At 70.4% G+C, this 24404-nt stretch carries 21 protein-coding genes; 8 read left to right on the top strand and 13 right to left on the bottom strand.

Annotated features, from left to right (window positions below; all coding sequences use genetic code 11):
• Positions 1 to 17: 17 nt before the first annotated feature.
• Positions 18 to 2687 carry an ATP-dependent chaperone ClpB gene (gene clpB / locus CBM981_RS03530; protein WP_087067286.1) on the bottom strand — a complete coding sequence of 890 codons (2670 nt, stop codon included), beginning with the start codon at positions 2685 to 2687 and terminating at the stop codon, positions 18 to 20.
• A 210-nt stretch (positions 2688 to 2897) separates the two neighbouring features.
• Between clpB and CBM981_RS03525 the strand changes: the two genes are divergently transcribed.
• On the top strand, positions 2898 to 3587 hold the full coding sequence (locus tag CBM981_RS03525) for a hypothetical protein (protein WP_087067285.1): 690 nt from the start codon (positions 2898 to 2900) through the stop codon (positions 3585 to 3587).
• Here the strand turns inward: CBM981_RS03525 and CBM981_RS03520 are convergent.
• Entirely contained in the window at positions 3569 to 3832 is a 264-nt protein-coding gene (locus tag CBM981_RS03520) for a hypothetical protein (protein WP_087067284.1), read from the bottom strand. The two genes, CBM981_RS03525 and CBM981_RS03520, sit on opposite strands and share 19 nt — an antisense overlap.
• Before the next feature lie 130 nt (positions 3833 to 3962).
• Here CBM981_RS03520 and CBM981_RS03515 point away from each other — a divergent pair, with 130 nt between their 5' ends.
• Positions 3963 to 4184: a hypothetical protein gene (locus CBM981_RS03515; protein WP_087067283.1), complete on the top strand. Its 222-nt coding sequence runs from the start codon at positions 3963 to 3965 to the stop codon at positions 4182 to 4184.
• Between the two features lie 28 nt (positions 4185 to 4212).
• Here CBM981_RS03515 and CBM981_RS03510 read toward each other — a convergent pair whose 3' ends face one another.
• From CBM981_RS03510 to CBM981_RS03460, 11 genes are all read right to left on the bottom strand, one after another.
• Positions 4213 to 5169, bottom strand: coding sequence for a bluetail domain-containing putative surface protein (locus CBM981_RS03510; RefSeq protein ID WP_304441612.1), 957 nt, complete (start codon positions 5167 to 5169; stop codon positions 4213 to 4215).
• Between the two features lie 218 nt (positions 5170 to 5387).
• Complete coding sequence (locus CBM981_RS03505; RefSeq protein WP_006910690.1) at positions 5388 to 5729, bottom strand: c-type cytochrome; 342 nt, start codon at positions 5727 to 5729, stop codon at positions 5388 to 5390.
• A gap of 97 nt (positions 5730 to 5826) precedes the next feature.
• Positions 5827 to 6207, bottom strand: coding sequence for a plastocyanin/azurin family copper-binding protein (locus CBM981_RS03500; protein ID WP_087067281.1), 381 nt, complete (start codon positions 6205 to 6207; stop codon positions 5827 to 5829).
• Positions 6204 to 7271 (bottom strand): NAD(P)-dependent oxidoreductase, encoded by a 1068-nt coding sequence (locus CBM981_RS03495; RefSeq protein WP_087067280.1) that lies wholly within the window; start codon positions 7269 to 7271, stop codon positions 6204 to 6206. Before CBM981_RS03495 ends, CBM981_RS03500 begins: the two co-directional genes overlap by 4 nt.
• Entirely contained in the window at positions 7268 to 8326 is a 1059-nt protein-coding gene (gene hemE / locus CBM981_RS03490; RefSeq protein WP_087067279.1) for a uroporphyrinogen decarboxylase, read from the bottom strand. The genes CBM981_RS03495 and hemE overlap by 4 nt, the downstream gene beginning before the upstream one ends.
• Before the next feature lie 98 nt (positions 8327 to 8424).
• Positions 8425 to 10737, bottom strand: coding sequence for a 1,4-alpha-glucan branching protein GlgB (gene glgB, locus CBM981_RS03485; RefSeq protein WP_087067278.1), 2313 nt, complete (start codon positions 10735 to 10737; stop codon positions 8425 to 8427).
• A 69-nt stretch (positions 10738 to 10806) separates the two neighbouring features.
• Positions 10807 to 11637, bottom strand: coding sequence for a DUF3887 domain-containing protein (locus tag CBM981_RS03480; protein ID WP_087067277.1), 831 nt, complete (start codon positions 11635 to 11637; stop codon positions 10807 to 10809).
• A 22-nt stretch (positions 11638 to 11659) separates the two neighbouring features.
• Positions 11660 to 13306, bottom strand: a complete 1647-nt coding sequence (locus CBM981_RS03475) for a CocE/NonD family hydrolase (RefSeq protein WP_087067276.1) — start codon at positions 13304 to 13306, stop codon at positions 11660 to 11662.
• Positions 13307 to 13651, bottom strand: a complete 345-nt coding sequence (locus CBM981_RS03470) for a hypothetical protein (protein WP_225867510.1) — start codon at positions 13649 to 13651, stop codon at positions 13307 to 13309.
• 65 nt (positions 13652 to 13716) lie between these two features.
• A complete protein-coding gene (locus CBM981_RS03465; RefSeq protein WP_087067275.1) occupies positions 13717 to 14097 on the bottom strand; it encodes a DUF4332 domain-containing protein in 381 nt (126 codons plus the stop codon).
• Positions 14098 to 14135: 38 nt separating this feature from the next.
• The gene (locus tag CBM981_RS03460; RefSeq protein WP_087067274.1) at positions 14136 to 14621 is read right to left on the bottom strand and encodes a Ycf51 family protein; all 486 of its coding nucleotides are present in this window, start codon (positions 14619 to 14621) and stop codon (positions 14136 to 14138) included.
• A 66-nt stretch (positions 14622 to 14687) separates the two neighbouring features.
• Here CBM981_RS03460 and CBM981_RS03455 point away from each other — a divergent pair, with 66 nt between their 5' ends.
• From CBM981_RS03455 to CBM981_RS03430, 6 genes are all read left to right on the top strand, one after another.
• Entirely contained in the window at positions 14688 to 18992 is a 4305-nt protein-coding gene (locus tag CBM981_RS03455; protein ID WP_087067273.1) for a translocation/assembly module TamB, read from the top strand.
• Position 18993: 1 nt separating this feature from the next.
• Complete coding sequence (locus CBM981_RS03450; protein ID WP_087067272.1) at positions 18994 to 19923, top strand: ROK family protein; 930 nt, start codon at positions 18994 to 18996, stop codon at positions 19921 to 19923.
• Positions 19924 to 19930: 7 nt separating this feature from the next.
• Positions 19931 to 21310, top strand: a complete 1380-nt coding sequence (locus tag CBM981_RS03445; protein ID WP_157665316.1) for a glutamate-5-semialdehyde dehydrogenase — start codon at positions 19931 to 19933, stop codon at positions 21308 to 21310.
• Positions 21307 to 21714, top strand: a complete 408-nt coding sequence (folB, locus tag CBM981_RS03440) for a dihydroneopterin aldolase (protein ID WP_087067271.1) — start codon at positions 21307 to 21309, stop codon at positions 21712 to 21714. Before CBM981_RS03445 ends, folB begins: the two co-directional genes overlap by 4 nt.
• A complete protein-coding gene (locus CBM981_RS03435; protein WP_087067270.1) occupies positions 21707 to 22702 on the top strand; it encodes a polysaccharide pyruvyl transferase family protein in 996 nt (331 codons plus the stop codon). The genes folB and CBM981_RS03435 overlap by 8 nt, the downstream gene beginning before the upstream one ends.
• Before the next feature lie 162 nt (positions 22703 to 22864).
• On the top strand, positions 22865 to 24346 hold the full coding sequence (locus CBM981_RS03430; RefSeq protein ID WP_087067269.1) for a glycosyltransferase family 39 protein: 1482 nt from the start codon (positions 22865 to 22867) through the stop codon (positions 24344 to 24346).
• The last annotated feature ends 58 nt before the right edge of the window (positions 24347 to 24404 follow it).

Raw genomic sequence — 24404 nt, 5'->3', positions numbered from 1 at the left:
TCGCCGCCGCCGCCGCTTCAGACCAGCACCGGCAGCTGGGCGGGATCGCTCTGCTGGAAGCGGAGCCGTCCGGCCACGCCAGCGCTGCCCTGGGCGCTACCCACGCCGTTGGCCGCCTCCACCACATCCACCGCGATGGTGTGGCCCGGCGTGAACTGGCCGGCCAGGATTCCCTTGGCGATCGGGGTCTCCAGCTCCCGCTGGATGGCCCGCTTCAGCGGCCGGGCGCCGTACACCGGGTCGTAGCCCACACCGGCCAGCCAGTCGAGGGCATCGGCGTTGAGCGCCAGACCCAGCTTCCGGTCTTCCAGGCGCCGCTCGAGGCGCTTCACCTGCAGCTCCACGATCTCGCGCAGTTCTTCCTGCTTGAGGCTGTGGAAGATGATCGTTTCATCGAGCCGGTTGAGGAATTCGGGCCGGAAGTGGGCCCGCAGGGCGTCGTTCACCCGTTTCTCCATTTCGCTGTGGCGGGCCGGATCGCCGGCCAGATCGAGGATCGAGCTGCTGCCGATGTTGCTGGTGAGGATCAGCACGGTGTTGGTGAAGTCCACCGTGCGGCCCTGGCCATCGGTGACGCGGCCGTCATCGAGGATCTGCAGCATCACGTTGAACACATCGGGGTGGGCCTTCTCCACCTCATCGAACAGGATCACCGCATAGGGCCGGCGCCGCACCGCTTCGGTGAGCTGGCCGCCCTCCTCGTAGCCCACGTAGCCCGGAGGGGCTCCGATCAGGCGGCTCACGGCGTGCTTCTCCATGTATTCGCTCATGTCGATGCGCACCATCGCCTCCTCGGCATCGAAGAGCTGGGCGGCGAGGGCCTTGGAGAGTTCCGTCTTGCCCACGCCGGTGGGGCCCAGGAACAGGAAGCTGGCGATCGGCCGGTTCGGGTCGCTCAGGCCGGCGCGGGAGCGCTGGATGGCATCGGCCACGGCCGTCACGGCCTGCTCCTGGCCGATCACGCGGGTGTGGAGTTCCCCCTCCAGATGGAGCAGTTTCTCCATCTCGCTCTGCACCAGCTTGCTCACCGGGATGCCGGTCCACTTGGCGATCACCTCGGCGATGTCGTCCTCGGTGACCTCCTCGCGCAGCAGCGTCTTCTCGCCGCTGCCGTGGCCGCCGCTGAGTTCGGCCTCCTTGGCGGCCAGCCGCTTGTGCAATTCCGCCAGGGTGCCGTACTCCAGCTCGGCGGCCTTGTTCAGGTCGTACTGGCGCTTGGCCTGCTCCACCTGCAGCTGCACCTGCTCGATCTCCTCCTTGAGGGCGCTGAGAGCATCGATCGAGCCCTTCTCCGCCTGCCACTGGGCGTTGAGGGTGCTCTGCTGCTCGCGCAGCTCCGCCAGCTCCCGCTCCAGCCGATCCAGCCGGTCCTTGCTGGCGGCATCGGATTCGCGCCCCAGCGAGAGCTTCTCCATCTCCAGCTGCAGGATGCGGCGGTCGAGTTCGTCGATCTCCTCGGGCTTGGAGGTGATCTCCATCTTCAGCCGGGCGGCCGACTCATCCACCAGATCGATCGCCTTGTCCGGCAGGAAGCGGTCGGCGATGTAGCGGCTGGAGAGCACCGCGGCGGCCACCAGGGCGTTGTCGGCGATGCGCACGCCGTGGTGCACCTCGTAGCGCTCCTTGAGGCCCCGCAGGATCGAGATGGTGTCCTCCACGGTGGGCTGATCCACGAACACCTGCTGGAAGCGGCGCTCGAGGGCCGGGTCCTTCTCGATGTGCTGACGGTGCTCATCGAGGGTGGTGGCGCCGATGCAGCGCAGCTCGCCGCGGGCCAGCATCGGCTTGAGCAGGTTGCTGGCGTCCATGGCGCCGCCGGTGGCGCCGGCCCCCACCACGGTGTGGATCTCGTCGATGAACAGCACGATCTGCCCGTCGGAGGAGGTCACCTCCTTGAGCACGGCCTTGAGCCGCTCCTCGAACTCACCGCGGTACTTGGCGCCGGCGATCAGGGCGCCCATGTCGAGGGCGATCAGCTGGCGGTTCTGCAGGGCCTGGGGCACGTCGCCGTTGACGATCCGCTGGGCCAGGCCCTCCACGATGGCGGTCTTGCCCACGCCCGGCTCGCCGATCAGCACCGGGTTGTTCTTGGTGCGGCGGCTGAGGATCTGGATGGTGCGGCGGATCTCCTCATCGCGGCCGATCACCGGATCCAGCTTGCCGTCGCGGGCGGCGGCGGTGAGGTCGCGGCCGTATTTCTCGAGCGACTCGTAGGTGCCTTCCGGGTTCTGATCGGTCACGGTCTGGCTGCCCCGCACGGCCTGAACGGCGTCCTTCAGTTTGTCGGCATTGGTGCCGGCCTGGGAGAGCAGCTGCTTGCCGCAGCGATCATCGATGGCCAGGGCCAGCAGCAGATGCTCCACGGCGATGTAGCTGTCGCCGTAGCTCTGCTTGAGCTGGTCGGCCTGGTCCAGCACACCGTTGAGACCCTTGCCCAGGTACACGTTGTCCGGCGCGGCGCTGAGGCTGGGCTGCGCGGCGATGTAGGCGTCCACCTTCTGGCTCAGGCCACCCACATCCACGCCGGCCTTCTCGAGGATGCGGCCGGCCAGGCCTTCCTGGGCCAGCAGGGCGGCCAGCAGGTGCTCGCTCTCCATCTGCTGCTGGCGCTTCTGCACGGCCAGCTGCTGGGCGGCCACCACGGCGCCCCAGGCTTTTTCGGTGAACAGTTCAGCGGTGGGATGCATGAAACGACCTCCCGGAGTCAGGTGCTTTGTGATCAACCTATGGAGCCTGAACGGGCCTGAAACCCGTGCCAGCCGTACCGATGGGTACGGGGCTCCTCCCCCAGGGTGGGAAGACCGAAGCGGCCGGGGCGGATCCCCGTTGCAGCTCTTCAGGAACGGCGCACGGCGCCGGGATTGAGCAGACTTTTCGTGAACTTCCGGTCCGCCGTCATGCGTTGCCAGGCCTTTCTGCTGGGCTGTCTCGTGGCCTCCCTGCCCCTGCTGGCTTCCCCTGCCCAGGCCCGCGGCTTCGGCGGCGGCGGATTCCGCGGGGGTGATTTTCGCGGCGGGGGCGGCTATCGCTTTTCCGGGGATGGCGGTGACGCCTGGCGCGGCGGCTACCGCGGCGAACATCCCCTCTATGGCCCGGGCGCCCGCCCTGGCGTGGATGTCGATCGGGTCAACGTCAACCGGGTGACCATCAACAACAACTTCTACAACCGGGATCTGCACGGCTGGAACGACGCCTGGCGCGGTGGCGGCTACTGGAACCACCGCCCCTGGAACCACGGCTGGTATGGCGGCTGGGGCGGCTGGGGCTGGTGGGGGCCCAGTGCGGCGGCCTGGGGCGTGGCGGGTCTGGCCACCGGCGCCGCCATCGGCTCCCTGGTGAATGCGGCGGCCGAGCAGCAGTCCACCATGATCCTGGTGCCCGACACGGCCATCCAGCTCAACTACGGCTCGGTCGAGAGCGTGGGCAGCGCCGGGGTGAGCTTCAACTATTCCCTCGACGGCAGCGCTGAGCTCATGGGGGCAGCCAACTGCCAGCAGGGCCTGCTCAATGGCCAGGTGCCGGCTTCGGTGCAGCAGGCCCAGTTGCTCAACGCGGTGTGCCAGGTGGCCTACGGCAGCGGCAGCTGAATCACCCCCGCCTCCGGGCCACACAGCCGCTGGGGGCAGCCGTCCGGGCCGTACACCGCATCGAAGGGTGAAAGGCATCCCCGCCTGTTCTTCCCGGCCACCTGCTCGGGGGGCAGGCGCTTGGGCTGCAGGTCGCGCTGGCTGGCTGGCACCAGCAGCGGACAGCCCCCCGTGATCAGCGTCTGGGCACTGGCGACGCCGCTGAGCTGCAGGCAGGCGGCAACCGCCAGCACGCTGAATCCCATGGATCGGTCCAGGCCGGCTCGGGTCAGCGCGCGTTGGTTCTGCGCGAATCGGGTCACGTTCAGCCTCGGTACCCAGCCACTGTGATCTACCTTCAGCCCCAGTGGTGTTCGGCGCTGCCCAGCCCCCTTGATGACCAGCCCTTACCCCCAGGCCCTGATCGCCGAGCTGGCGGAAGCTTCCCGCGAGTTCGACGCCACGGCCCGCGACCTGGAGCGCAACTGCTGGATGGCGGTGCACCGCCACGTGCATGGCGTGCTCCCCAGTGAATACGACATCCGGGAGGTGCCGGAGGAGCTCTATCTGGCCGTGCTGGAGGTCCGCCGCCAGGGTGGCCCCCCGGATCTGCCGTGAGAGCGGCGTGATCGACGGGCAGGGATGGTCAGATCACATTGAGGCTGGAGAGGGGGGTGCTGCCGAAATGGCCGGTGATTTCAATCAGGAAATCCCTTTTGAGTTGAAAGTCCGGAATGCGGTCATTCATCACCAAGAATGTGCGTTCGTTCACGCCACCTGCTCCAACCTTGAATGTTCCCCAGGCTTTGCTCTTCAAATTCTTCCGAGTGAACTTCTTGTTCAGCGCCTTGGCGCTCAGCGAGGAAAGGGTGCCAAAGTCTTTGCCGATTCCACGGGGGCGACCAAAGGGATAGTTGATCCGGTCGTTGTCAGTGTCAAAATCCGTGAAGTGATCGTATTTCTTGAGCCAGGACGATCGGACAGCTTTGCGTCCTAACTTGTAGGTATCGCTCCCCAGGCCTCCGGCGTAGGTATTGACGGATTTTTTCAGCCTGATCAGGTTGTCGCCGTCATCGCCGAACACGGGGTTGGCGCCATGGAAGAGGCGCAGCTCCCAGCCCTGCGCCAGGTTGCCGCTATCCGGATTGAAATCGTCATTGATGTACAGGCGCCAGGTGCCGTTGGGATTGATGCCCCGGAAGGTCCTGAAGTCGGCCGTGTGGGGGCCGGCCGGTGCCGGGGCTGGGAAGGAGTCACCAGATTGGTAGTCGGAGGGCTTGTAGAGGCCGCTGACGATCTGAGTGGAGTCCGGTAGGGGGGCGGGGGCATTGTCGTCAAAGCTCAGATTGACGGAGCTGAGCACATTGCCACCGCCCGCGTCCGACATCACCAGGGAACGGGTGGTCCCATCGGGGGCCACCAACAGCACGTCGACATCATCTGGCCAGGTGTGGCTCAGATTCCTGAGGGTCACGCTCACCCGGGTGACGCCCCCCGGCAGCCCCCCCACGCTGATCAGTGATGGGTAAGGGGAGCCAACTCCGGATGTCCCCGTGCCTGGGATGGCCACCGGGTTGAGATTGGAAAACGTAGAGACGGCCACGGTCAACCTGTCACGACTGTTTCCTTGCTAGTTCAGTCAGGGGTTGCTGACAGGGTTCACACACTGATCTTCATGGGGCCAGTGACCCCTTCAGCAGGAGGGCTCACGCTGCGCTCACGGCCCCTACGCTGGCCGTGGGCCATGAAAAAACCCCGGAAGGCCGGGGTTGGGAGCTGAATGAAGCGGGCTCAGGCTGCAGCGGGAAGGCTGAAAGCCGATCAGGCCCAGCCCTTGGAGGCCATGTCTTCCACGTAGGCCGCCACGTCGGCGATGTCGCCTTCGCTGAGCTTGCCGCCGAAGGCCGGCATGGCGTTCTTGCCGTTGGTCACCTGGTAGGCGATGGCGGCTTCGTGGTCGCTGCTGTAGTTGGCCAGGTAGGCCTCCAGGGCATCCTGCTTGAGGGTGCGTTCCGCGTTCACCACGTTGCCACCGCCCATGTGGCAGGCGGCGCAGTTGGCGGAGAAGAGCTGGCCGCCATGGGCCACATCGGCCGCATAGCTGGGAGCGGCACCCAGCACCAACGCCAGGCAGAGAGCGATCAGGGAGAAAAGACGGCGCATGGAGAGGCGCTTCAGGCACGGGCTACCGCAAAAACTTAGGGGCCGCAGGCGCTGTTGTGCCGGAGGAGGCGGAGCTTCGCAACATTTTTGACATGGCTCAGCCCTGCGCGGCCGCCGGCTCCTCCACGATCAGCAGCCCCTCCATCCCCGCGAAGCGATGGGGCTCGCACCAGAACGGGTACCGCCCCGCCGCATCGAAGCGTCGCTGCCACTGGCCCCCCTCCTCGAACACCAGGCCCTCGTGGCTCCATTCCGGATGGCCGGCCACGATCAGGTTGTGGGGTCCCAGGCCGTGCACCTCGAAGGTCACCACATCGCCGGCCTCGATGCGCAGGGTGCTGGGTTCGAAGGCGAGCAGGCCCTCCGCCGTTCCCAGCTGCAGCCGGTGGGTGGCGGCGGCGGCGGGGCCCGCGGCCGCTGTGAGCAGCAGCGTGAGCATCAGCACGCCTCGGCACAACCAGGCCAGGGCACGGTTCATGGGCGCGACTGGGCCGGCAGGCGCCCCCGGCGCGGCAGGCCGGCGTCGGCGAACACGGTCTCCAGCGTGGGGGCGTGGCTCACGCCGCCGAAGCGCTCAGGCGGACTCACCGGCTCATGCACGAAGTGGCGCTGGCGGATCGAGAAGCGGTCCCAGGCGTTCAGCTCGATCCGCAGCAGGCGGATCAGGCCCTCCACCAGCCAGCCGCGCAGATCCAGACCGAACGGCGGCCACCAGACCCCGCGCCAGCGGCAGAGCTGGCGCACCGTGGCGTTCACGCTCACCGGTGGCTGGCCCAGCACCAACCGCCGCAGAGCCCCCTGTCCCTCCTCCGGGTTGGGCCGATGGGGCGCCGTGACCAGCACCTGGCACACCCGGGCAATGTCGGCGGCGTGGATGAAGTGGAAGGAGGCCTCGGCCCGCAGCCAGCGGGCCAGCCACAGCCAGCGGGCCGCCTCGCCCAGGCCCGCGGTGAGGTAGCTGGTGGGGTAAGGGCCACTGCCGTCCACCCTGCCGCCGAACACCAGGGTGGGGAACACCGCCACGATGCGCGGGGCCAGGGGGTGGCGCTCCAGCTGCTGCAGGCACAGGGCCTTGGTCTGGATGTATTCGGTGCCGTAGCGGCTGGCCTCCGGCAGGAGCTGCAGCCGGCGATCCAGCACCGAGGCGGTGGAGAAGTAGATCACCTGCTCCAGTCGCGCCGGATCGGTGAGGGCCAGCAGGGTCTTCACCGCATCCACGTTCACGCGCTGCGCCCGCTCCGGATCGCCCCAGGCCGTGGCGGTGTGGATCACCCGGGTGGCTGTGGCGATGGCGGCGTTCACCTCCGCCACCTCAGGGCTCCCCAGCTGGCGCAGGTCGGCCACCAGGAGGGTGATGCGGGGATCGTCCGGCGGCAGGGCCGTGAGCTTGGCTGGATCGCGCAGCAGCAGCAGCAGCTGGGCATCCGTCTCCCGGTGGAGGAGGGCGCCGATGTACTGGCCCACACAGCCGCTGGCGCCGGTGATCAGGATCCGCTGCGGCCGGGCGACAGCCTCCGGCGGCGCTGCCGGGGCCACGCTCAAACGGCGGCTCCGAGCAGCTCGTTCACGGCCTTGCCGGTTTCGAAGAACACCCGTGCATTCTCCTCCGGGGTGCCGGGCAGGATGCCGTGCCCCAGGTTGAGGATGTGGCGGCGGCCGCGCGCCTTGCGCACGGTGTCGAGGATGCGCTCACGGATCGCCTCCGGGGTGCCGAACAACAGGCCGGGGTCGACGTTGCCCTGCACGCCGAGGTGCTGGGGCAGCCGCGCACACCCATCGGCCATGTCGACCGTCCAGTCGAGGGAGATGAAGTCGATTCCCGTGCGGGCCATGCGCTCGAGCACGCCGGCGCTGCCGGAGATGTAGAGGATCAGCGGCGTGTCCGGATGGGTGGCCTTCACCTGGTCGATCACCCGCTTCTGGTACGGCGCGGCGAACACGTCGTAGTCGATCGGACTGAGCTGGCCGGCCCAGGAGTCGAACAGCTGCACCACCTGGGCGCCGCTGTCGATCTGGTAACGCACGTAGGTGGCGATTGAATCGGCCAGGTGGCCCAGCAGCTGGTGCAGCAGGGCCGGCTCCTGAAACGCCATCGCCTTGATCACGGCGTAGCTCTTGGAGCTCCTGCCCTCCACGGCGTAGGCCGCCAGGGTCCAGGGGGCTCCCACGAAACCGAGCACCGCGGCGGCGTTGCCGACGTCGGCCCGCAGCCTGCCCAGCACCTCGCCCACGAAGGGCAGCGCTTCCGCCGGGTTCAGCGGCCGCAGGGCATCCACCTGGGCCTGGCTGCGGATGGCGGGCTCGATGATCGGGCCCTTGCTCTCGACGATGTCGAAGTCGATGCCCATCCCCGGCAGCGGGGTGAGGATGTCGGAGAAGAGGATCACGCCATCGGGCTGGAAGGCCCGGAACGGCTGCATCGAGATCTCGTAGGAGAGATCGGGGTTCTCCGAGCGCTCGCGGAAGCCGGGGTGGCGGTCGCGCAGATCGCGGTACACCTTCATGTAGCGGCCGGCCTGGCGCATCATCCACACCGGCGGCCGCTCCACCTGCTCACCTCGGGCGGCGCGCAGCAGCAGGGGGGCGGATTCGGCCATGGAGCGGGGGCAGGGAAGCGATCCGGCAACCTAGCCGAAGGGCCCTGGCGCTCCCCGGGCCCGTGGCCCCCCAGCGTGACAATTCGACAACGCCCGCCTCAGGCGGCCGGCAGCGCAGCCGAGGCGGCGAATTCAGCGGCCTCGAGGCTGCGTTTCTCATCCCGCTGGAACACCAGCACCGACAGCGGTGGCAGGCAGAGGTCGAGCGAGTGCTCGTAGCCATGCACCGCCCAGGTGTCGGTGAACTTGCCGCCCAGATTGCCCAGGTTGCTGCCGCCGTACCGTTCGGCGTCGGTGTTGAACACCTCGCTGTAGAAGCCCTCCACCGGCACCCCCACCCGGTAGTGGGAGTGGCTCTGGGGCGTGAAGTTCGCCACCACCACCAGCCAGCGCCCCGTGGTGCTCTCGCGCCGCATGAAGCTGATCACCGAGTGGCGGTTGTCGCTGCAGTCGATCCACTGGAAGCCGTACTCATTGAAGTCATCGCCCCAGAGGGCCGGCTCCGCCTTGTAGAACACGTTCAGGTCATCCACGAGTCGCTGGATGCCGCGGTGGGGTTCGTAGTTCAGCAGGTCCCACTGAAGATCTCCCCACACGTTCCATTCAGCCCGCTGGCCGAACTCCATCCCCATGAAGATCGTCTTCTTGCCGGGATGGGTCCACATGTAGGCCAGCAGGGCGCGCACGTTGGCGAACTTCTGCCAGTCGTCGCCCGGCATTTTGTGGAGCAGATTGCTCTTGCCATGCACCACCTCATCGTGGCTGAGGGCCAGCATGAAGTTCTCGGTGTAGGCATACCAGATGGAGAACGTGACATTGTTCTGGTGGAACTGCCGGAACCAGGGATCCAGCTCGAAGTAATCGAGCATGTCGTGCATCCAACCCATGTTCCACTTCAGGTTGAAGCCCAGGCCGCCGATGTTCGTGGGCTGGGTCACCATCGGCCAGGTGGTGGATTCCTCCGCGATCGACAGGGCGCCTGGGAAGTGCTGGAACAGCACATGGTTGGCCTGCTGGAGAAAGAGCACCGCTTCGGTATTCTCCCGGCCGCCCTGTTCGTTCGGCAGCCATTCGCCATCGGGCCGCAGGTAATCGCGGTAGAGCATCGAGGCCACCGCATCCACCCGGATGCCGTCGATGTGGAATTCCTCGAACCAGTACACCAGGTTCGCCACCAGGAAGTTCCGCACCTCGTTGCGGCTGTAGTTGAAGATCAGCGTGCCCCACTCCTTGTGCTCCCCGATGCGGGGGTCGGCGTGCTCGTAGAGATGGGCGCCATCGAAGAAGGCGAGCCCGTGGGCATCCTTGGGGAAATGGCCCGGCACCCAGTCGAGGATCACGCCGATCCCTTCGGCGTGGCAGCGGTTCACGAAAGCCCGGAACTCCTCCGGTGTGCCGAAGCGGCTGGTGGGGGCGTACCAGCCCGTCACCTGGTAGCCCCACGACCCATCGAAGGGATGCTCGGAGATCGGCATCAGCTCGATATGGGTGAAGCCCCGTGCCTTCACATAGGGGATCACCCTGTCCGCCAGCTCCGGGTAGGTGAGCAGGCGGGCACCGGGTTTGAGGTCAGCGGGTTGGATCGGGGGCCTCGGCGTGCCGTCGGCCTCGATGTAGGGCTGGTCAGCGCTGGCGTGCATCCAGCTACCGAGATGCATCTCGTACACCGCCACCGGCTGGTCGAGCGGATTGCGGCTGTCCCGTTCGTCCATCCAGCCGGCGTCGCTCCAGGCGAAGCCCCCCAGGGGGTGCACGATCGACGCGTTGGCAGGCCGCACCTCGTGGCGGAAGCCGTAGGGATCGGCCTTCTGGTAACAATGCCCGGCCTGGGTGCGGATCTCGTATTTGTAGATGGCACCAGCGGCCACGCCGGGGATGAACAGCTCCCAGATGCCTCCCAGCCGTGACTGCATCGGGTGATGCCGCCCGTCCCAGCTGTTGAACGGCCCGATCACAGCCACGCTGCGGGCGTTGGGGGCCCACAGGCAGAACATCACCCCGGCCACCCCGTTCCGCTCCACCAGGTGGGCTCCCATCCGGCGCCAGATGTGGTGGTGGTTACCCTCGGCGAAGAGATGGCGGTCCAGCTCGCCCATCCACTCCTCGCGGAATGCCCAGGGGTCATGGGTCTCATGGGTGATGCCGGCGCGGCGCACCCGCACCCGGTAGCTGGAGCTGGGGTCGTGATCCAGTTCCGCCTCGAACACCCAGGGGTGGTTGGGGGTGGCGGTGGGCACCACGTCCTCCCCCCGCAGGATCAGCACCTCGTCGGCCTCCGGCATCCACACCCGCACCACCCAGCGGCCCGCATCGATCGGCTGGGGGCCCAGCACGGCGAAGGGGTGGTCGTGGCGGCACTCCGCCAGGCGCGCACCATCCTCCACCAACCACTCCAGCGTGGGGACCGGCATCGAGACGCAGCAAACGATCCGCGAGCTTAGGCGGCCTGTCCAGGCGGGTACGCCGGCAGTCCGCCCGCGTCAGCGGGCCGGGTTGGCCGCAGGCTGGGGCGGGTTGGGGTCCTTGGGGAAATCGACGCCGATGATTTCGTTGTTGGTGTTGAGGATCACGAACAGGTTGTCGGTCACGCGGTTGAACTCGGTGTTCACCAGCACCAGCTGACTGTCCTCGCTGCGACTGGCCTCGATCACCCGCACCACCTTCACGAAATTGCCGGTGCTGCGCTGCAGCTGCTGCCACTTCGCCTGCAGCGTGGCCGGCGTGAGCTCCTCCTGCAGCGGCAGCGCCAGGTAGCTGCGGGCGCTGATGAAATGGCCACGGCTGAGTTCCCGCACGAAGTCGGCGGCCACCCGGCTGGCCTTGGCGTCGGTGAGATCGAAGTGGTAGCCGCTGAGCCGACCCTCGCGATCCAGCACCATGAACAGGTCGCGCACGCCGTCGCTGGTCCTGAGGCTGGCCTCCACGGTGGTGGAGGCCAGCCCGCCCCGCACGCTCAGCAGGGTCCAGCCCAGCAGCTTCGGCTGGGTGCGCATGGTGTCGGCCACCATCGCCGGGCTGCTGATCGCCTGGAGTTCCGGGGAGAACTGGGCAAAGCGGAGGTTGGGGTCGCGGGTCTGCACCGCCTTGAGGATCCGCTCGGCCGCCGCCCGGGCCTCCGCCACGCTCAGGCCGGCTCCCTCCCTGGCACCAGGGCTGGCCGCCGCCGGGACCGCTGCCGCGGCGCCCTGGCCGGCCTGAACGCCCGGCCATAGTGCGGCACCGCCCAGCGCCAGCGCCAGGGCCAGGACCCTCAGGCCGGCGCGCTGTACAGGAGGCCAGTCCGTTTGGCCTGGCCGCAGGGAGGACCGCATCAGCTGGGGGGGATCGATGGGCTCAGTTTGCCCCAGCTTCCACCCAGGGGAAGGGCTCGATGCTCAGCTGGGCCGTGGCGGTCTGGACCCACAGGGTGATGATCCGGTGCCGTGCCGTGGCAGGCCCCTGGGGCAGCTCCCCGGTGCCGGGGTTCACGGCCACCTGGGGCCAGGCGGCGCCGGCCAGGGACAGGCGCAGCCGCTCGCCGGCCTGAAGCACGGCGCTCAGCGGTTGCAGCAGGATCCGATGGATGGCAGGCCTCAGGCTGCTGTCACCGCAGTGGCGCAGCACGCCGGTGCAGAGCTGCTGCACCTCCTGGCCATTGGCGGCCACGGCAGAGAGGGCCACGCATAGATCGAAACCCGGCTGGTCAGCCCGCACCACCAGATCGAGCACGGGCCTGCCCGCCAGGCTGCAGGCGGCCTCCAGCGGCTCAGTGCTGAAGCAGGCCACATCCTGGCGCTGGTCCAGATCGGCCCGATCGCACAGCCCGGCGTCCAGGCCGAGATGACCCCCGCGGCCCGGCACCGGACGCCAGGGGTCGTGCACCAGGCCCACCCAGGGCTGGCTCAGCCCCGCGGCAGACGTCGCCAGCCGACCGCCGCGGCTCGTCACGCAGACCCCGTCAGCGGTGCCCAGCCACCAGCGCGGCAGCTGCCGGGGGGCTTCCACTGCTGGGGCTGATCGCCACAGCCCATCGCGGCAGTCCTGCAGGGCGATCGGCACGGCCAGATCAAGAGCAGGCGCGTCACGGTGTACCGGGTTGCCCGCCTTCTGCAGATGGCAGCGGAAAAAGTCCAGCAGCAGCTCGTCGATGCCGCCCTGCCAGGCCAGGTGGCTCCAGGCTCCGATCCGCAGCAGGGGACGGCCTCCCTGGCTCCTGGCCTGGCGCCAGAGATCGAGGATCCCCTCCAGGTGCGGATCGTGCCATCCCCCCGTGAGCAGCATCGGCCGGCGCCAGAGCGGCTCGGGCACCGGATGCCGGCGCCATCGGTTGGCGGTGGTGGCATCCCGCGCCAACCAGGCGCTGGCCATCCCGCCGGGATCGAAGCGGTTCAGCAGCGCCAGCCCGTTGTCCAGGAACGTCTGCGTGGTCAGACTGCGGCGGATCTCCGCCCATCCCTCGGCATCGCCCCGGCGGCGGCAACGTTCCGCCGCCAGTTGCAGTCCCCAGGCCAGACCGAGGGCCCACCAGTGGGCTCCACCGCTGCTGGCCCAGTGCAGCCGCTCATCCAGCCCAGCCATGGCGGGGGCCAGGCAGTCCGGAAGGGGACCGTCGGGCTCGAGCAGCAGCTGGCTGAGGCCCTGGTAGGAGAAGCCGTAGCACCCCACCCGGCCGTTGCTGCCGGGAAGCTGCCGCACCCAGTGGAGCGTGTCGGTGCCATCCCGTGCTTCCTGGGCGAACCCCGCGAACTCCCCCTCGGAGTCGCCGCGGCCGCGGACGTCCTGCACCACCACGAGGAACCCATGGCTGGCATACCAACCGGGGTGGGCGTAGGTCACGGTCGAGGCAATGGCTCGGCCGTAGGGCTGCCGCATCAGCAGCACGGGCCAGGGACCCTCGCCCGGCGGTGACCAGATCCGGCTCACCAGCCGTACCCCGTCGCGGCAGCTGAGCCACGCGTCGCGATGGGGGGGCGGCCCATCAGGGAGCGGGCCAGGCTCCATTCAGCGCACGTCGGGACAATGCAGACCCACCACGTAGGTGGTGAGCACCTCGGCATCGCCAGGGGTGAGCCCTTCCTGCTGAGCGATCTGGCTGGTGGCCCTGCGGCTTGTGTAGGACACGCCGTCGGCGTTCATCTGGCGCAGCTGGCCGCAGATCTGCTTGGCCTTGGCCGGGTTGCGTTTGACGCTCTCCAGGATCTGGGACTGGCTCCAGGCCGCCAGCGGGGCCAGGGTCAGCAGCGCTGCCGCCGCAGTGAACAGGTGTCGCGCCAGGGATCTGGAGCGGGGCCGGGCGCTGCGCCCCGGTTGCCTCCAGGTCCGCTGGTGTTGTTGGGAGGAGACCATGGTCTGCCCTCGGCTCACTCCGATCTAGGAGTGGGTGGGCTGCAGGTTTGGCTCGAAGGGTCAGTTTATGGCCCGGCGTGCCCTTGGGCCCGCGCCCGGCGGATCCAGCTCTGAAGGGTGGCCAGCGTGATCAGGGGGGCTGCCATGCCGGTGAGCCGCCGCTGCAGCCGACCCATCTGCACCAGCAGCCGTTGCGGGTCGGCCTGCGCGAGGGCGCGAGGGTCCGGCACTCCGGCGTGCAGCAGCAGGGCGGCATCCGCTGGCTCCAGGCCCACGCCGATGATCAGCCGGGCCTGGCCGCGCAACCGGATCAGCCGGGCTTCGCTGGCGCCACCGGCCCGTCCCAGCCGCCGCAGGGTGGCGTCGTCCACCGCGGCCAGCGCCTCCCAGCTCCGAATGCCGGCGGCCAGGAGCTGCCGCTGCTCCCGTGCGAAATGGGGGGGCAGGCTCCAGCCCGGTGGTCCCCCGGCAGCGGTGGTCCTGTTCAGGATGGCCCAGCGGGGTTCAGGTTCACCACCACGCTGCCGTCCCGCAGGTCACGGCGGGCCTCGGCAAGCACGCGGGGGGCACTCAGGCCTGGCTCCAGGGGCTCCACCCGGCGCAACCGCACAGTCACCAGGCCGTCGCTGGTGTTGCGGCCGCTGCCCCGCAGGTTGAGGGCCACCTGTTCCACCGTCGCCGCTTCAGCGCCCACGGGGAAGTCCGCCGCGGCGGCGGCGATCACCAGATCGCCCCCGTTGTCGAACACCACGGGCACGCTCACGGCCCCCGCCACGCTGACCCGAGGCCGGTAGCTCACCGCGAACGCGAGGCAGGACAATGCCAGCAGGGCGGTGAAACTGGTGATGCCCACTAGCCGGAAGCGGATCCCCCAGCGCAGCAGGAAGCCGGCGATCGTGGCGATGGCCAGAAGCCCGCTGGCGGCGCCCAGCCACTCCCCTGCGGTGAAGAGAATCGGGTCGGTGGGCATGGGCTGGGGAGGGCTGGGCAACGCCGTTATATTGCGCCCGACCAACGCAAGGGCAGCCCCGGGTGCATGGCGGAGTTGCCTGAGCAGACCCCTGGAGCAGGCGAGTTCGACGGGGGGCCAGGAGATTCCGGCAGGAACCGCCCCCGGAGGGGGTCCCGCCGGCCGCGCCGGCCCACCGGTCTGGAGATCGCCCTGCTGGCAGCTGTGGGGGCCACGGCTGCCGCCGCCTGGTCGGCCGACCACGTGGCCAGGTCCGTGTACGGCCATGTCAGGCCCCAGCTGGAGCAGCAGATCGGCAAGGCCCTGGGCCATCCCCTCAAGCTGGGGGAGTACCGCGGGTTCGGCTGGTCAGGGCTGAGGATCGGGCCCACCCGGGTGCTGCCTGGGGCGGCCGACCGCTCCAGCCTGCAGGCGTCCCAGCTCTCGGTGAGCCTGGATCCGCTCTCCAGCCTCCGGCGTCGCCTGCCGGTGCTGCAGCTCACCCTGGCCGGGCTGGAGGTGGACCTGCGGCGCAACCCCCAAGGGCAGTACTGGGTGTTCGGAGCCGGCGACACCAAGGCGCCCCCGCCGCGGCTGGAGTTGCGTCTGCGGATGGCCCAGCCCGCCAGGGTGGCGATTCGGCCGGCGGCCGAGGAGACGCGGCTGGTGCGGCTGACCGTGCAGGCCTGGGCTGACCTGCAGGTCCACAACGAGGCGATCCAGCTGAGCGGTTCGCTGCAGCCCATGGATGGTCGCGGGGTGCCCGGCCCCGGCACGTTGCGCCTGGGCGCCGATGCCAACTGGGGTCAGCAGCGCCTGAAGGCGGACGTGCTCAGCCAGGGTTTTCCCCTGCAGCTCCCGGCCAAGCTGCTCGGGCTCCCCGGTGCCCTCAAGGGCAGCGGCCACGGCCGCGTCCGCCTCACCTGGCGGGATGGGCGGCCGGATTGCCAGGGCGAGCTGCGCCTGCGCCAGGTGCTGTGGCAGGCGCCGGGCTCGAATCCGCCGTTCGGGGTGAGCGATCCACTGCTGCGCTGCCGTGGCGACAGCCTCTCGCTCCCCACCACCGACTGGCGCTGGGGGGAGCTGGCGGGGCGGGTGGGTCTGAAGGCGCGCTGGAACCGCCAGCAGCTGGCGGTCGACACCCTCGAGATCCGCCGGCGCGGGTCCTGGCTGCGGGCCAGCGGCGAGGTGGGCCGCCGGCTGAGCCTGCGCGGGGACTGGCGCTTGCTGCCGGCGGACCTGCCCCTGCCGCCGGGCACGCCGCTGAACCTGATCGGCGATGCGGTGACCGGCCGGCTGCGGGTGGAGGGTGCCTGGCCCACCCCGCTGGTGGAGACGGACCTGCGCCAGGCGGCCAACCCCGTACTGGGCGGCTGGAGCGGACAGCTCCGCTGGAAGGGCCAGGAGCTGCGGCTGGAGCGTTTCCGCAGCGATCACCTCACGGCCAGCGGCTCGTTGCCCCTGCGGCTCCAACCCGGCCAGTCGCCCCGTTTCGGTTCTCTGGATCTGCGCCTGGCGTTGCGGGACTACCCCCTGCCGAAGCTGGGCGCGCTGGTCGGCACCAGTCTGGAGGGTGTGCTGCAGGCCCGCGGCTCCATCCGAGGCCCGCTCACGGGCCTCACCCCGGATTTCGACCTGGAGGTGAGCCGTCCGGGGGCGGGTCCGCTGCGGGTGTCGGAAACCTGGGTGGGCAACTGGTTCGGCGATCCTGCCGGCGGTGGGAGGCTGGCCATGGAGGCCGCCGGCGCGGCAGAGGTCGCCGTGCTCGAGGCCAGCCTCGACCGCCGCTGGGTGCCCCGCTCGGTGCTGCTGCGTCGCGGGGGTGGCGAGCTGACCCTGCGGGGCACCCCCCGGCTCTACCGCTGGACTGCCGCCACCTTCCCCCTCCAAGGTCTCCTGCTCACCCTGGGCCCCCGCAGCCAGCGCCAGCCCCTGCAGGGCACCCTCAGCGGCAGCGGGGAGCTGGAACTGCAGCCCCTGGCCTTCCGGGGAGCGGCACGGTTGGAGGACCCGGTGCTGCTGGGTGTGTGGGCGCGCACTGCCACCATCGAGGGCAAGTACAACGAACGCCGCTACGAGGCCCGTCTTGCGGTGGAGCCCCTCAGCTCCGGCCGGATCGCGATCGACTGGCGCGGCAGCTGGAAGGGGCCCTTCCGGGCCACGATCAGCGGCCAGAACCTGCGGGATCCGCTGGTGCGCCAGATGCTGGATGCCTGGCCGCGCTGGCAGGGGGAGGCGCCGATTGCCCAGGGATCCGCCATGGATCTGGGCACCCTGCTGATCGATACCCTGGGGGGGAGCCTGGATGGTCAGCTGGCGGCTCTGGACCGGGCCCGCGCCGCGCTGCAGGGAGCCCGCCGGGATTCCCTCACCGGCCTGAGCACCGCTGAGCGGCTCGAGAAGCTCTCGGCCCGCTTCAACCTGGAGGCCACCCTGGAGGGGCCCAGGCTGGTGGACACCCGCGCCGACCTGCGCGTGGACGGCCATCTCTGGCTGCCCGGCCTGGACGAGGACCTGGCCCTCACGGGCGAGCCCGTGCGTCTGCAGCTCCGGGGTCCGTTCCGGCTGGGTGCCGGGGAACTCTCGTTCTCGGGGCTGCCGCTGGCGTTGCTGGCCCTGCTCACCCCCGTGCCGGCCGGCCTGCGCGGCAGCCTGGGCGCCAGCGGCACCTACCGGCTGGGAGGGGCCGAGCCGGAACTTTCGATCGCGATGGCCCTCGACGGCGCGGTTGTGGGGGAGACGCCCCTCACCCTGGAACGGGGGGCCGTGGCGGTGGCCGACGACACCATGACCCTGGATCTGGCTGTCAAGGCGGAGGGGGCCTCCAGCAACATCGAGCTGGCCGGCAGCCTGCCCCTCAACCCCGACACCGACGGCATGGAGCTGCGCCTGGCCAGCCGCGACGACGGCCTGCGCTTCCTGAGCGAACTGGCTGGCCCCGGTGTGGAGTGGCGCAAGGGCGGTGCCGATCTGCAGCTTCTGGTGCGCGGCAGCCTCAACCGGCCGATCGCCAACGGCTTCCTGCGCTTCCGCGACGGGGATCTCATCCTGGCGGGCCAGACCGTGGAAGACCTGCAGGCCACGGTGCTGTTCGACTTCGAGCAGCTGTTCCTCCAGGAACTCACGGCCAAGGTGGGCAAGAGCGGCACGCTGAGTGGCACCGGCAGCCTCGGCCTGCTGGAGCCGGCCGTGACCGAGGCCAAGGAACCGTCCCGCCTCCAGATCGTGCTGAAGGACGTGCCCTTCGCCCTGCCACGGGTCAAGGCGGAGGCGGACGGCACCCTGGTGGTCTCCGGCAGCCTGGCGGCGCTGGACCTCAGTGGCGACCTGGCCGTGGCCCGCGGCTCCATCGACGTCCAGCCTGCCGAGGTGGGTCCTGCCGGCGGCGACAGCGTGCCCAAGCTGGCGCTCGATGGCTGGACGTTCGAGAGACCTCTGGTGCTCTACGGCCCGGGCGTGGAGAGCGAGGCCAGCGCCAGCCTGCGGGATCTGCTGCCCCGGTACAGCGTCGTGGGCTTCGACAACCTGCGCCTCACCCTCGGACCGGACCTCACCGTGGGGGTGCCCAACCTGGCCAGCTTCGCCTCCGAAGGGGTGCTCACCATCAACGGCCGTCTGGATCCCACGCTGGAGGCCCGGGGGGTGGTGCGGCTCAAGCGGGGCCGGCTCACCCTGTTCACCACCACCTTCAGCCTCGATCCCGATGCTCCGAACGTGGCCGTGTTCACCCCCTCCGCCGGCCTGATCCCCTACGTGGACATCGCCCTGCGCACGAGGGTGTCCGACAGCCTGCAGGTGGGCGGCCTGGGCACGAGCGGCTCCTACGCGCCGTCGCTGGCGGAGATCGAAGCCCAGGGAGGCACCAACTCCCTCGACCAGCTCAACCTGGTGCGCGTGTATCTGTCGGTGAGCGGCCCGGCCGACCGCCTCGCCGACACGATCAGCCTGCGCAGCAGCCCGCCGCTGCCGGAGGACCGGCTGCTGGCCCTGATCGGCGGCAACTCCCTGGCGGGCCTCAGCGGATCGGGCGCCGGGGCGGCCCTGGCCACGGTGGTGGGCCAGTCGCTGCTCTCCCCCCTGCTCGGCACGCTCAGCGACGCCTTCAACCAGCGGCTCAGCTTCGCCCTGTATCCGGCCTACGTGAACCAGACGGTGGGCAGCGGCTCGGAGCGACGTTCCGGGCGGGTGCCCCCCCAGCTGGTGCTCGGCTCGGAGATCGGCCTGGACATCACCGAGCGCTTCAATGCCTCGGTGCTCGCGGCCCCCAACCGCTCCGATGTGCCCCCCCAGCTGAACCTCAACTTCAAGGCCTCCGAACTGATCAACCTGCAGGGATCGGTCGACACCCAGGGGGTGTGGCAGACCCAGCTGCAGGTGTTCTTCCGCTTCTGAGATGGATCCGTCCACCGCGGAGCGCTCCCCGCTTCCCCAGGCCATCGGCGTGGACCTGGGCGGCAGCGCCATCAAGCTCGGCCGCTTCGACGCTGCGGGCACCCTGCTGGCCGAGGCCGTGTGCCCCACCCCCCAGCCCGCCGTGCCCGGGGCCGTGACCACGGCGATCGCCGAGGCGGTGGCGGCGATCGACCCGGACAGCCGCGCCGACCGGGTGGGCATCGGGCATCCCGGCCCGAGCGACCGCACCTGCCGCCGGGCCCGCATCGCCATCAACCTGCCGGGCTGGCGCGATGTGCCCCTGGCGGACTGGCTCGAGCCGCTGCTCCAGCGGCAGGTGACCCTGGCCAATGACGCCAACTGTGCGGTGATCGGCGAGCTCTGGCAGGGCGCCGCCCGCGGCAGCGCCGATGTGCTGCTGCTCACCCTCGGCACGGGGGTGGGTGGGGCGGTGCTGCTGGGCGGCCGGCTGTTCACCGGCCATGGGGGGGCGGCGGCCGAGCCCGGCCTGATCGGGATCCAGCCGGAGGGCCCCCCCTGCAACAGCGGCAACCGTGGTTCCCTGGAGAGCTACTGCAGCATCGGTGGTCTGGGCCGGCTCAGCGGCCTGGATCCCCGCGAGCTCTGCCGCCGCGCCGATGGGGGCGATGCCGAGGCCCTGGCGGTGTGGCAGGCCTATGGGCGGTTGCTCGGCATCGGGCTCAGCTCGCTTCTCTACGTGCTCACCCCCGAACTAGTGCTGCTCGGCGGCGGTCTCAGTGGCGCCAGCCACCACTTCCTGCCGGCGGTGTGGGAGCAGGTGGAGCAGCGGGTTCTGGCGGTGAGCCGCGAGGGTCTGCGGATCGAACGCTGCGCCCTGGGCAACGGGGCCGGCCGGCTGGGGGCAGCGCGGCTGGCGTTCGAGCGTCTGGCCCCGCTCCGGTTGGGATGATGGGGGCATGACTGTCACCGCCACCCCACCGTCCGGCTCCACCCCGTCGGGGTCAGCCTCCCCGGGTTCCGCAGCCCCTGGGGCTTCCGTTCCCGATCCCAGTCCCGAGCTGCTGCAGCGGGCCGCCACGGTGCGCCGCAGCGCCATGGCCCTGGGTCAGTGCGCCGATGGCGAGCGCCGCCAGGCGGTGCTCGCCATGGCCGAAGCGCTCGAGCAGGCCCGCGCCGCGATCCTCGCCGCCAACCAGGCGGATCTGGAGGCCGCGGCCGCCGATGGCCTGGCACCGGCCCTGGTGGCCCGCCTGAAGCTGGATGCCGCCAAGCTCGATGGTGCCATCGCCGGCGTGCGCCAGGTGGCCGCGCTGCCGGATCCGGTGGGCCGGCGGCAGCTCCACACCGAGCTGGATCAGGGCCTGGTGCTGGAGCGCCTCACCGTGCCGCTGGGGGTGGTGGGGGTGATCTTCGAGGCCCGGCCGGATGCGGTGATGCAGATCGCCTCCCTGGCGATCCGTTCCGGCAACGGCGCCATCCTCAAGGGAGGCCGCGAGGCCAGCCGCAGCTGCGCGGCCATTCTCCAGGCCCTGCAGGCCGGGCTGGGCCGCAGCGCCGTGGCGCCGGAGGCCCTGGCGCTGCTCACCAGCCGGGAGGAGAGCCTGGCCCTGCTGAAGCTCGATGGCCTGGTGGATCTGATCATCCCCCGCGGCTCCAATGCCCTGGTGCGCTTCATCCAGGAGAACACCCGCATCCCCGTGCTGGGCCACGCCGACGGGGTGTGCCACCTCTACGTGGACGCGGCCGCCGATGGGACCCAGTCCCTGCGGGTGGCCCTCGATGCCAAGACCCAGTATCCGGCGGCGTGCAACGCCATCGAAACCCTGCTGGTGCACCGCTCGATCGCCGCCAGCTTCCTGCCGCTGGCCATTCCCGCCTTCGAGCAGGCGGGGGTGGAGCTGCGCGGCGATGCGGCCAGCCAGTCCCTGGGGGTGGGCGTGGCCGCCCGGGAGCAGGACTGGGGCAGCGAGTTCTCCGATCTGATCCTGGCGGTGAAGGTGGTGGACGACCTCGAGGACGCCCTGGAGCACATCCGCCGCTACGGATCCCGCCACACCGATGCGATCTGCACCACCGACGCGGCGACGGCCGATCGTTTCCTGGCGGCGGTGGACAGTGCCGGTGTGTTCCTCAACTGCAGCACCCGCTTCGCCGACGGCTTCCGCTACGGCTTCGGCGCCGAGGTGGGCATCAGCACCCAGACCCTTCCCCCCCGCGGGCCGGTGGGCCTCGAAGGCCTGGTGACCTACCGCTACCGCCTGCGGGGGGAGGGGCACATCGCCGCCGACTACGCCACGGGGGTCCGCGCCTTCACCCACCGCGCCCTGCCCCTGTGAGCACCGATCAGATCGTGGTGCGGGGCCTGCGCCTCTGGGCCCACGTGGGGGTGCTGGAGCAGGAGCGGCAACGGGGGCAGTGGTTCGAGCTCGATGTGGTGCTCGCTGCCGATCTGCGCCAGGCCGGCCGCGACGACGCCCTGGCCGCCAGCCTTGACTACAGCCGCCTGATCGCGGACCTGCAGCGGCTGGCCCCCCGCACAGAGTGCCTCACCCTGGAGCACTTCAGCGAGCGCATCCTCAGCCGGGTCGAGGCCCTCTACGGGGCGGTGCCGGTGCGGCTGGAGCTGCGCAAGTGCGCCGCCCCCGTGCCGGGGTTCACCGGCGTGGTGGCCGTGCGCCGCAGCCGCCACTGGCCCCCCGGCCCGGGATTCCCCTCCCCCGGGGAGGCGCCCCATGGCTGAACCTGGCCGCCCCCGGCTCACCGGACTGCTGCCCGCCGGGCTGCGGGGCTGGCGCCAGCCCCCGGCCTGTTCTCCGGTGGCCCTCGTGTGGTGGGGCAGCTGGCCCCGGGGCGCCACCCTGGGAGACCTCCTGGCGGTGGAGAACCTCTCCGCCGCGCTGCTGGCGGCCGGGGTGCCCCACACCGTGCTGTCCCATCCCCGCCATGCGCTCCCCACCCATCTGGCGATCCGCCGGCCGTGGCGGCTGGCCGGCCAGCTGCGCACCCTGGTGTTCGTCTGCGGACCGCTGGTGATGACCAAGCGGCTCCGGCGCCTGCTGTCGGCCTGCGGCCCAACCCGCAAGCTCGCCGCCGGGGTGTCGATCCTCGAGCGCCAGGACCCCCTCAACGCCCTGCTCGAGGGGGTGGTGGCCCGCGACGGCAGGGAGCCCGCCTTCTTCGATCTGGCCATCGGCCACTGCCGTCCGGCCCTCGAGCGTCCGCGCCCGGCCAGCCTGGCCGGTGCCCGCATCGGCCTCTGCCTGCGCGGGCCCCAGAAGGACTACGGACCGGCAAGGGACCGCTCGGCGGCGGCGGCGGACCTGTTCCAGCAGGTTCTGGCCGACCACCCCGGGCCGGTGCTGCCGATCGACACCGTGCTCTCGGCGACCAACACCCCGGCCCGGATCCAGGCCGGCTTCGAGGCGGTGGATCTGGTGCTCACCACCCGCCTGCACGGTTCGCTGCTGGCCCTGGCCGCCGGCGTGCCCGTGATCGCGGTGGATCAGATCGCCGGCGGCGGCAAGCTCACCGAGGTGCTCGGCCGCACCGGCTGGCCCCATCTGTTCAACGCCGAGGCCTGCAGCAGCGACCAGCTCGCCGCCGTGATGCGCCGCTGCCTGGAGACCTGCCCGCTGGAGGCGATCGCCTCCAGCCAGGCCCGGATGCTGCTGCTCTCCCGCCAGGCACTGGAGGCCTCCGTGGCCCTGGTGCAGCAGCAGGCCGGCTGAGGCTGAGGCATCCGCCCGGCCCCGTTGGGCCGGGAGCACGTCCAGCAGTCCGTCCGCGCCCCGGCAGCCCCGGCGTCCACGGCAACCTGGTGGGGTGCCGTGCTGTCCTGCTGCAGCGTTGTCCTCAGACTGGTTCCCAGCTTCCTTTGAGCAGGCGTCGCCTTGAGCCCTGGCCGATCCCCCTGGAGCTGGGCCCTCCTGGCACTGCTGGTCGTGGCGGCCGTGCTGCGCTTCCACAACCCGGCCCAGCACTGGCTCTCCCATGACGAAGTGCACACCGCGCTGCGCACGGCAGGCTTTCCCCAGGAGCAGATCGCCCGGCTTGCGGTGCCGTCCACCACGCTGAAGGCAGGCGACCTGCAGCGTTTTCTTCACCTCTCCCCCGACCACGGCTGGGCGGCCACGCTGCGGCAGCTGGTCCGGCACCCGGAACATCCCCCCCTCTACTTCCTGCTGGCCCGGCTGGTGCGTGAGGCCTCCGGTGACGCGATGGCCCGGGTGCGGCAGCTCTCCGCCCTGTTCAGCCTGCTGACCCTGCCTGCCATGGCCTGGCTAGGCCGGGAGGCTTCCGGCCAGCGGGGGCTCGCCGCCGTGGTCGCCGTGACCACCGCCGTTTCGCCCCTGCACCTGCTCTACGCCCAGGAGGCACGGCCCTACAGCCTGCTGCTGCTGCTGAGCGCCCTTGCCTGCGCGGCCTACCTGCGCCTGCGGCGGCTGCCCGGCCCCAGGCTGTTCTGGGGCTACGTGCTCAGCCTGCTGGCCGGCCTCTACACCAGCCTGATCTTTCTGGTGGTTCCCCTGAGCCACGGCCTCCACGCCCTGCTCGCGGGGCGGCACCGCGCCCAGCGCCGCCGCTGGGCAGGCGCCACTGCCCTGGCGCTGCTGGGCTTTCTTCCCTGGCTGTCGGTGATGGGCCTGCGGCTGCATGCCCTGCTCAGCCACACGGCCTGGCTGCGGACCGCGGCCCCACCCGCCTCCGGGCCCCTGATCCGCAGCCTGCACTGGAGTGCTCCCTTTCTGGACCTGGGCGCCCCACCACCGCCGTGGTGGCCCTGGCTGGTGCTGCCGGTTCTGCTGGGTCTGGCGCTGGCCGGTGCCCACCATCTGGCGCGCCGCGGCGGTGGCGACTGGCTGCTGCTGGTGCTGCTGCCGGCCGTGAATCTGCTGGCCCTCGAGAGCGCCGATCTGCTGAGCGGTGGACGCCATGCCCTCACCACGCGCTACCTCCTCCCGGGTCTCCTTGGCGTTCAGCTTCTGGTGGCCGCAGCCATCTGGGGGCTGATCGCCTCCAGAAGCAGCCGCGCCGTGGGTGGGATGGTGCTGCTGCTCTGCGTGCTGGCGGGGTCCGTCTCGTGCCTCTCCATCCTGCGGGCGGACAGCTGGTGGAGCCGTTATGCGTTCCACCAACCGGCCGAGCTGCAACGGGTGCTGGAGGCCTGCCCGGGGAGTGTGCTGCGGGTGGTGATCTCCCCGACCAGCACCGGGGAGGCCATCTCGCTCGCGCAGCGACTGGATGGGCGCACCCGTGTCCATTTCGCCGCGCGCCATGCCACCTCTCCGGCTGTCCCTGTGCTCCACCGCTCCGCCCTGGGGCAGGTTCTGATGCCCAGCAGGGATCCTGCAGCGGTGCAGGAGGCTTCCTGACAGGGGTTGCCGCCCCTGGGGGAGCCCGGAAGCTCGCCGCCGCCCTCGTTCCGTGGTC

The organism is Cyanobium sp. NIES-981, assembly GCF_900088535.1.
Taxonomy (GTDB): domain Bacteria; phylum Cyanobacteriota; class Cyanobacteriia; order PCC-6307; family Cyanobiaceae; genus NIES-981.
Note: the sequence above shows the minus strand (reverse complement) of the source record. Positions and strands in the feature narration are given on the sequence as shown.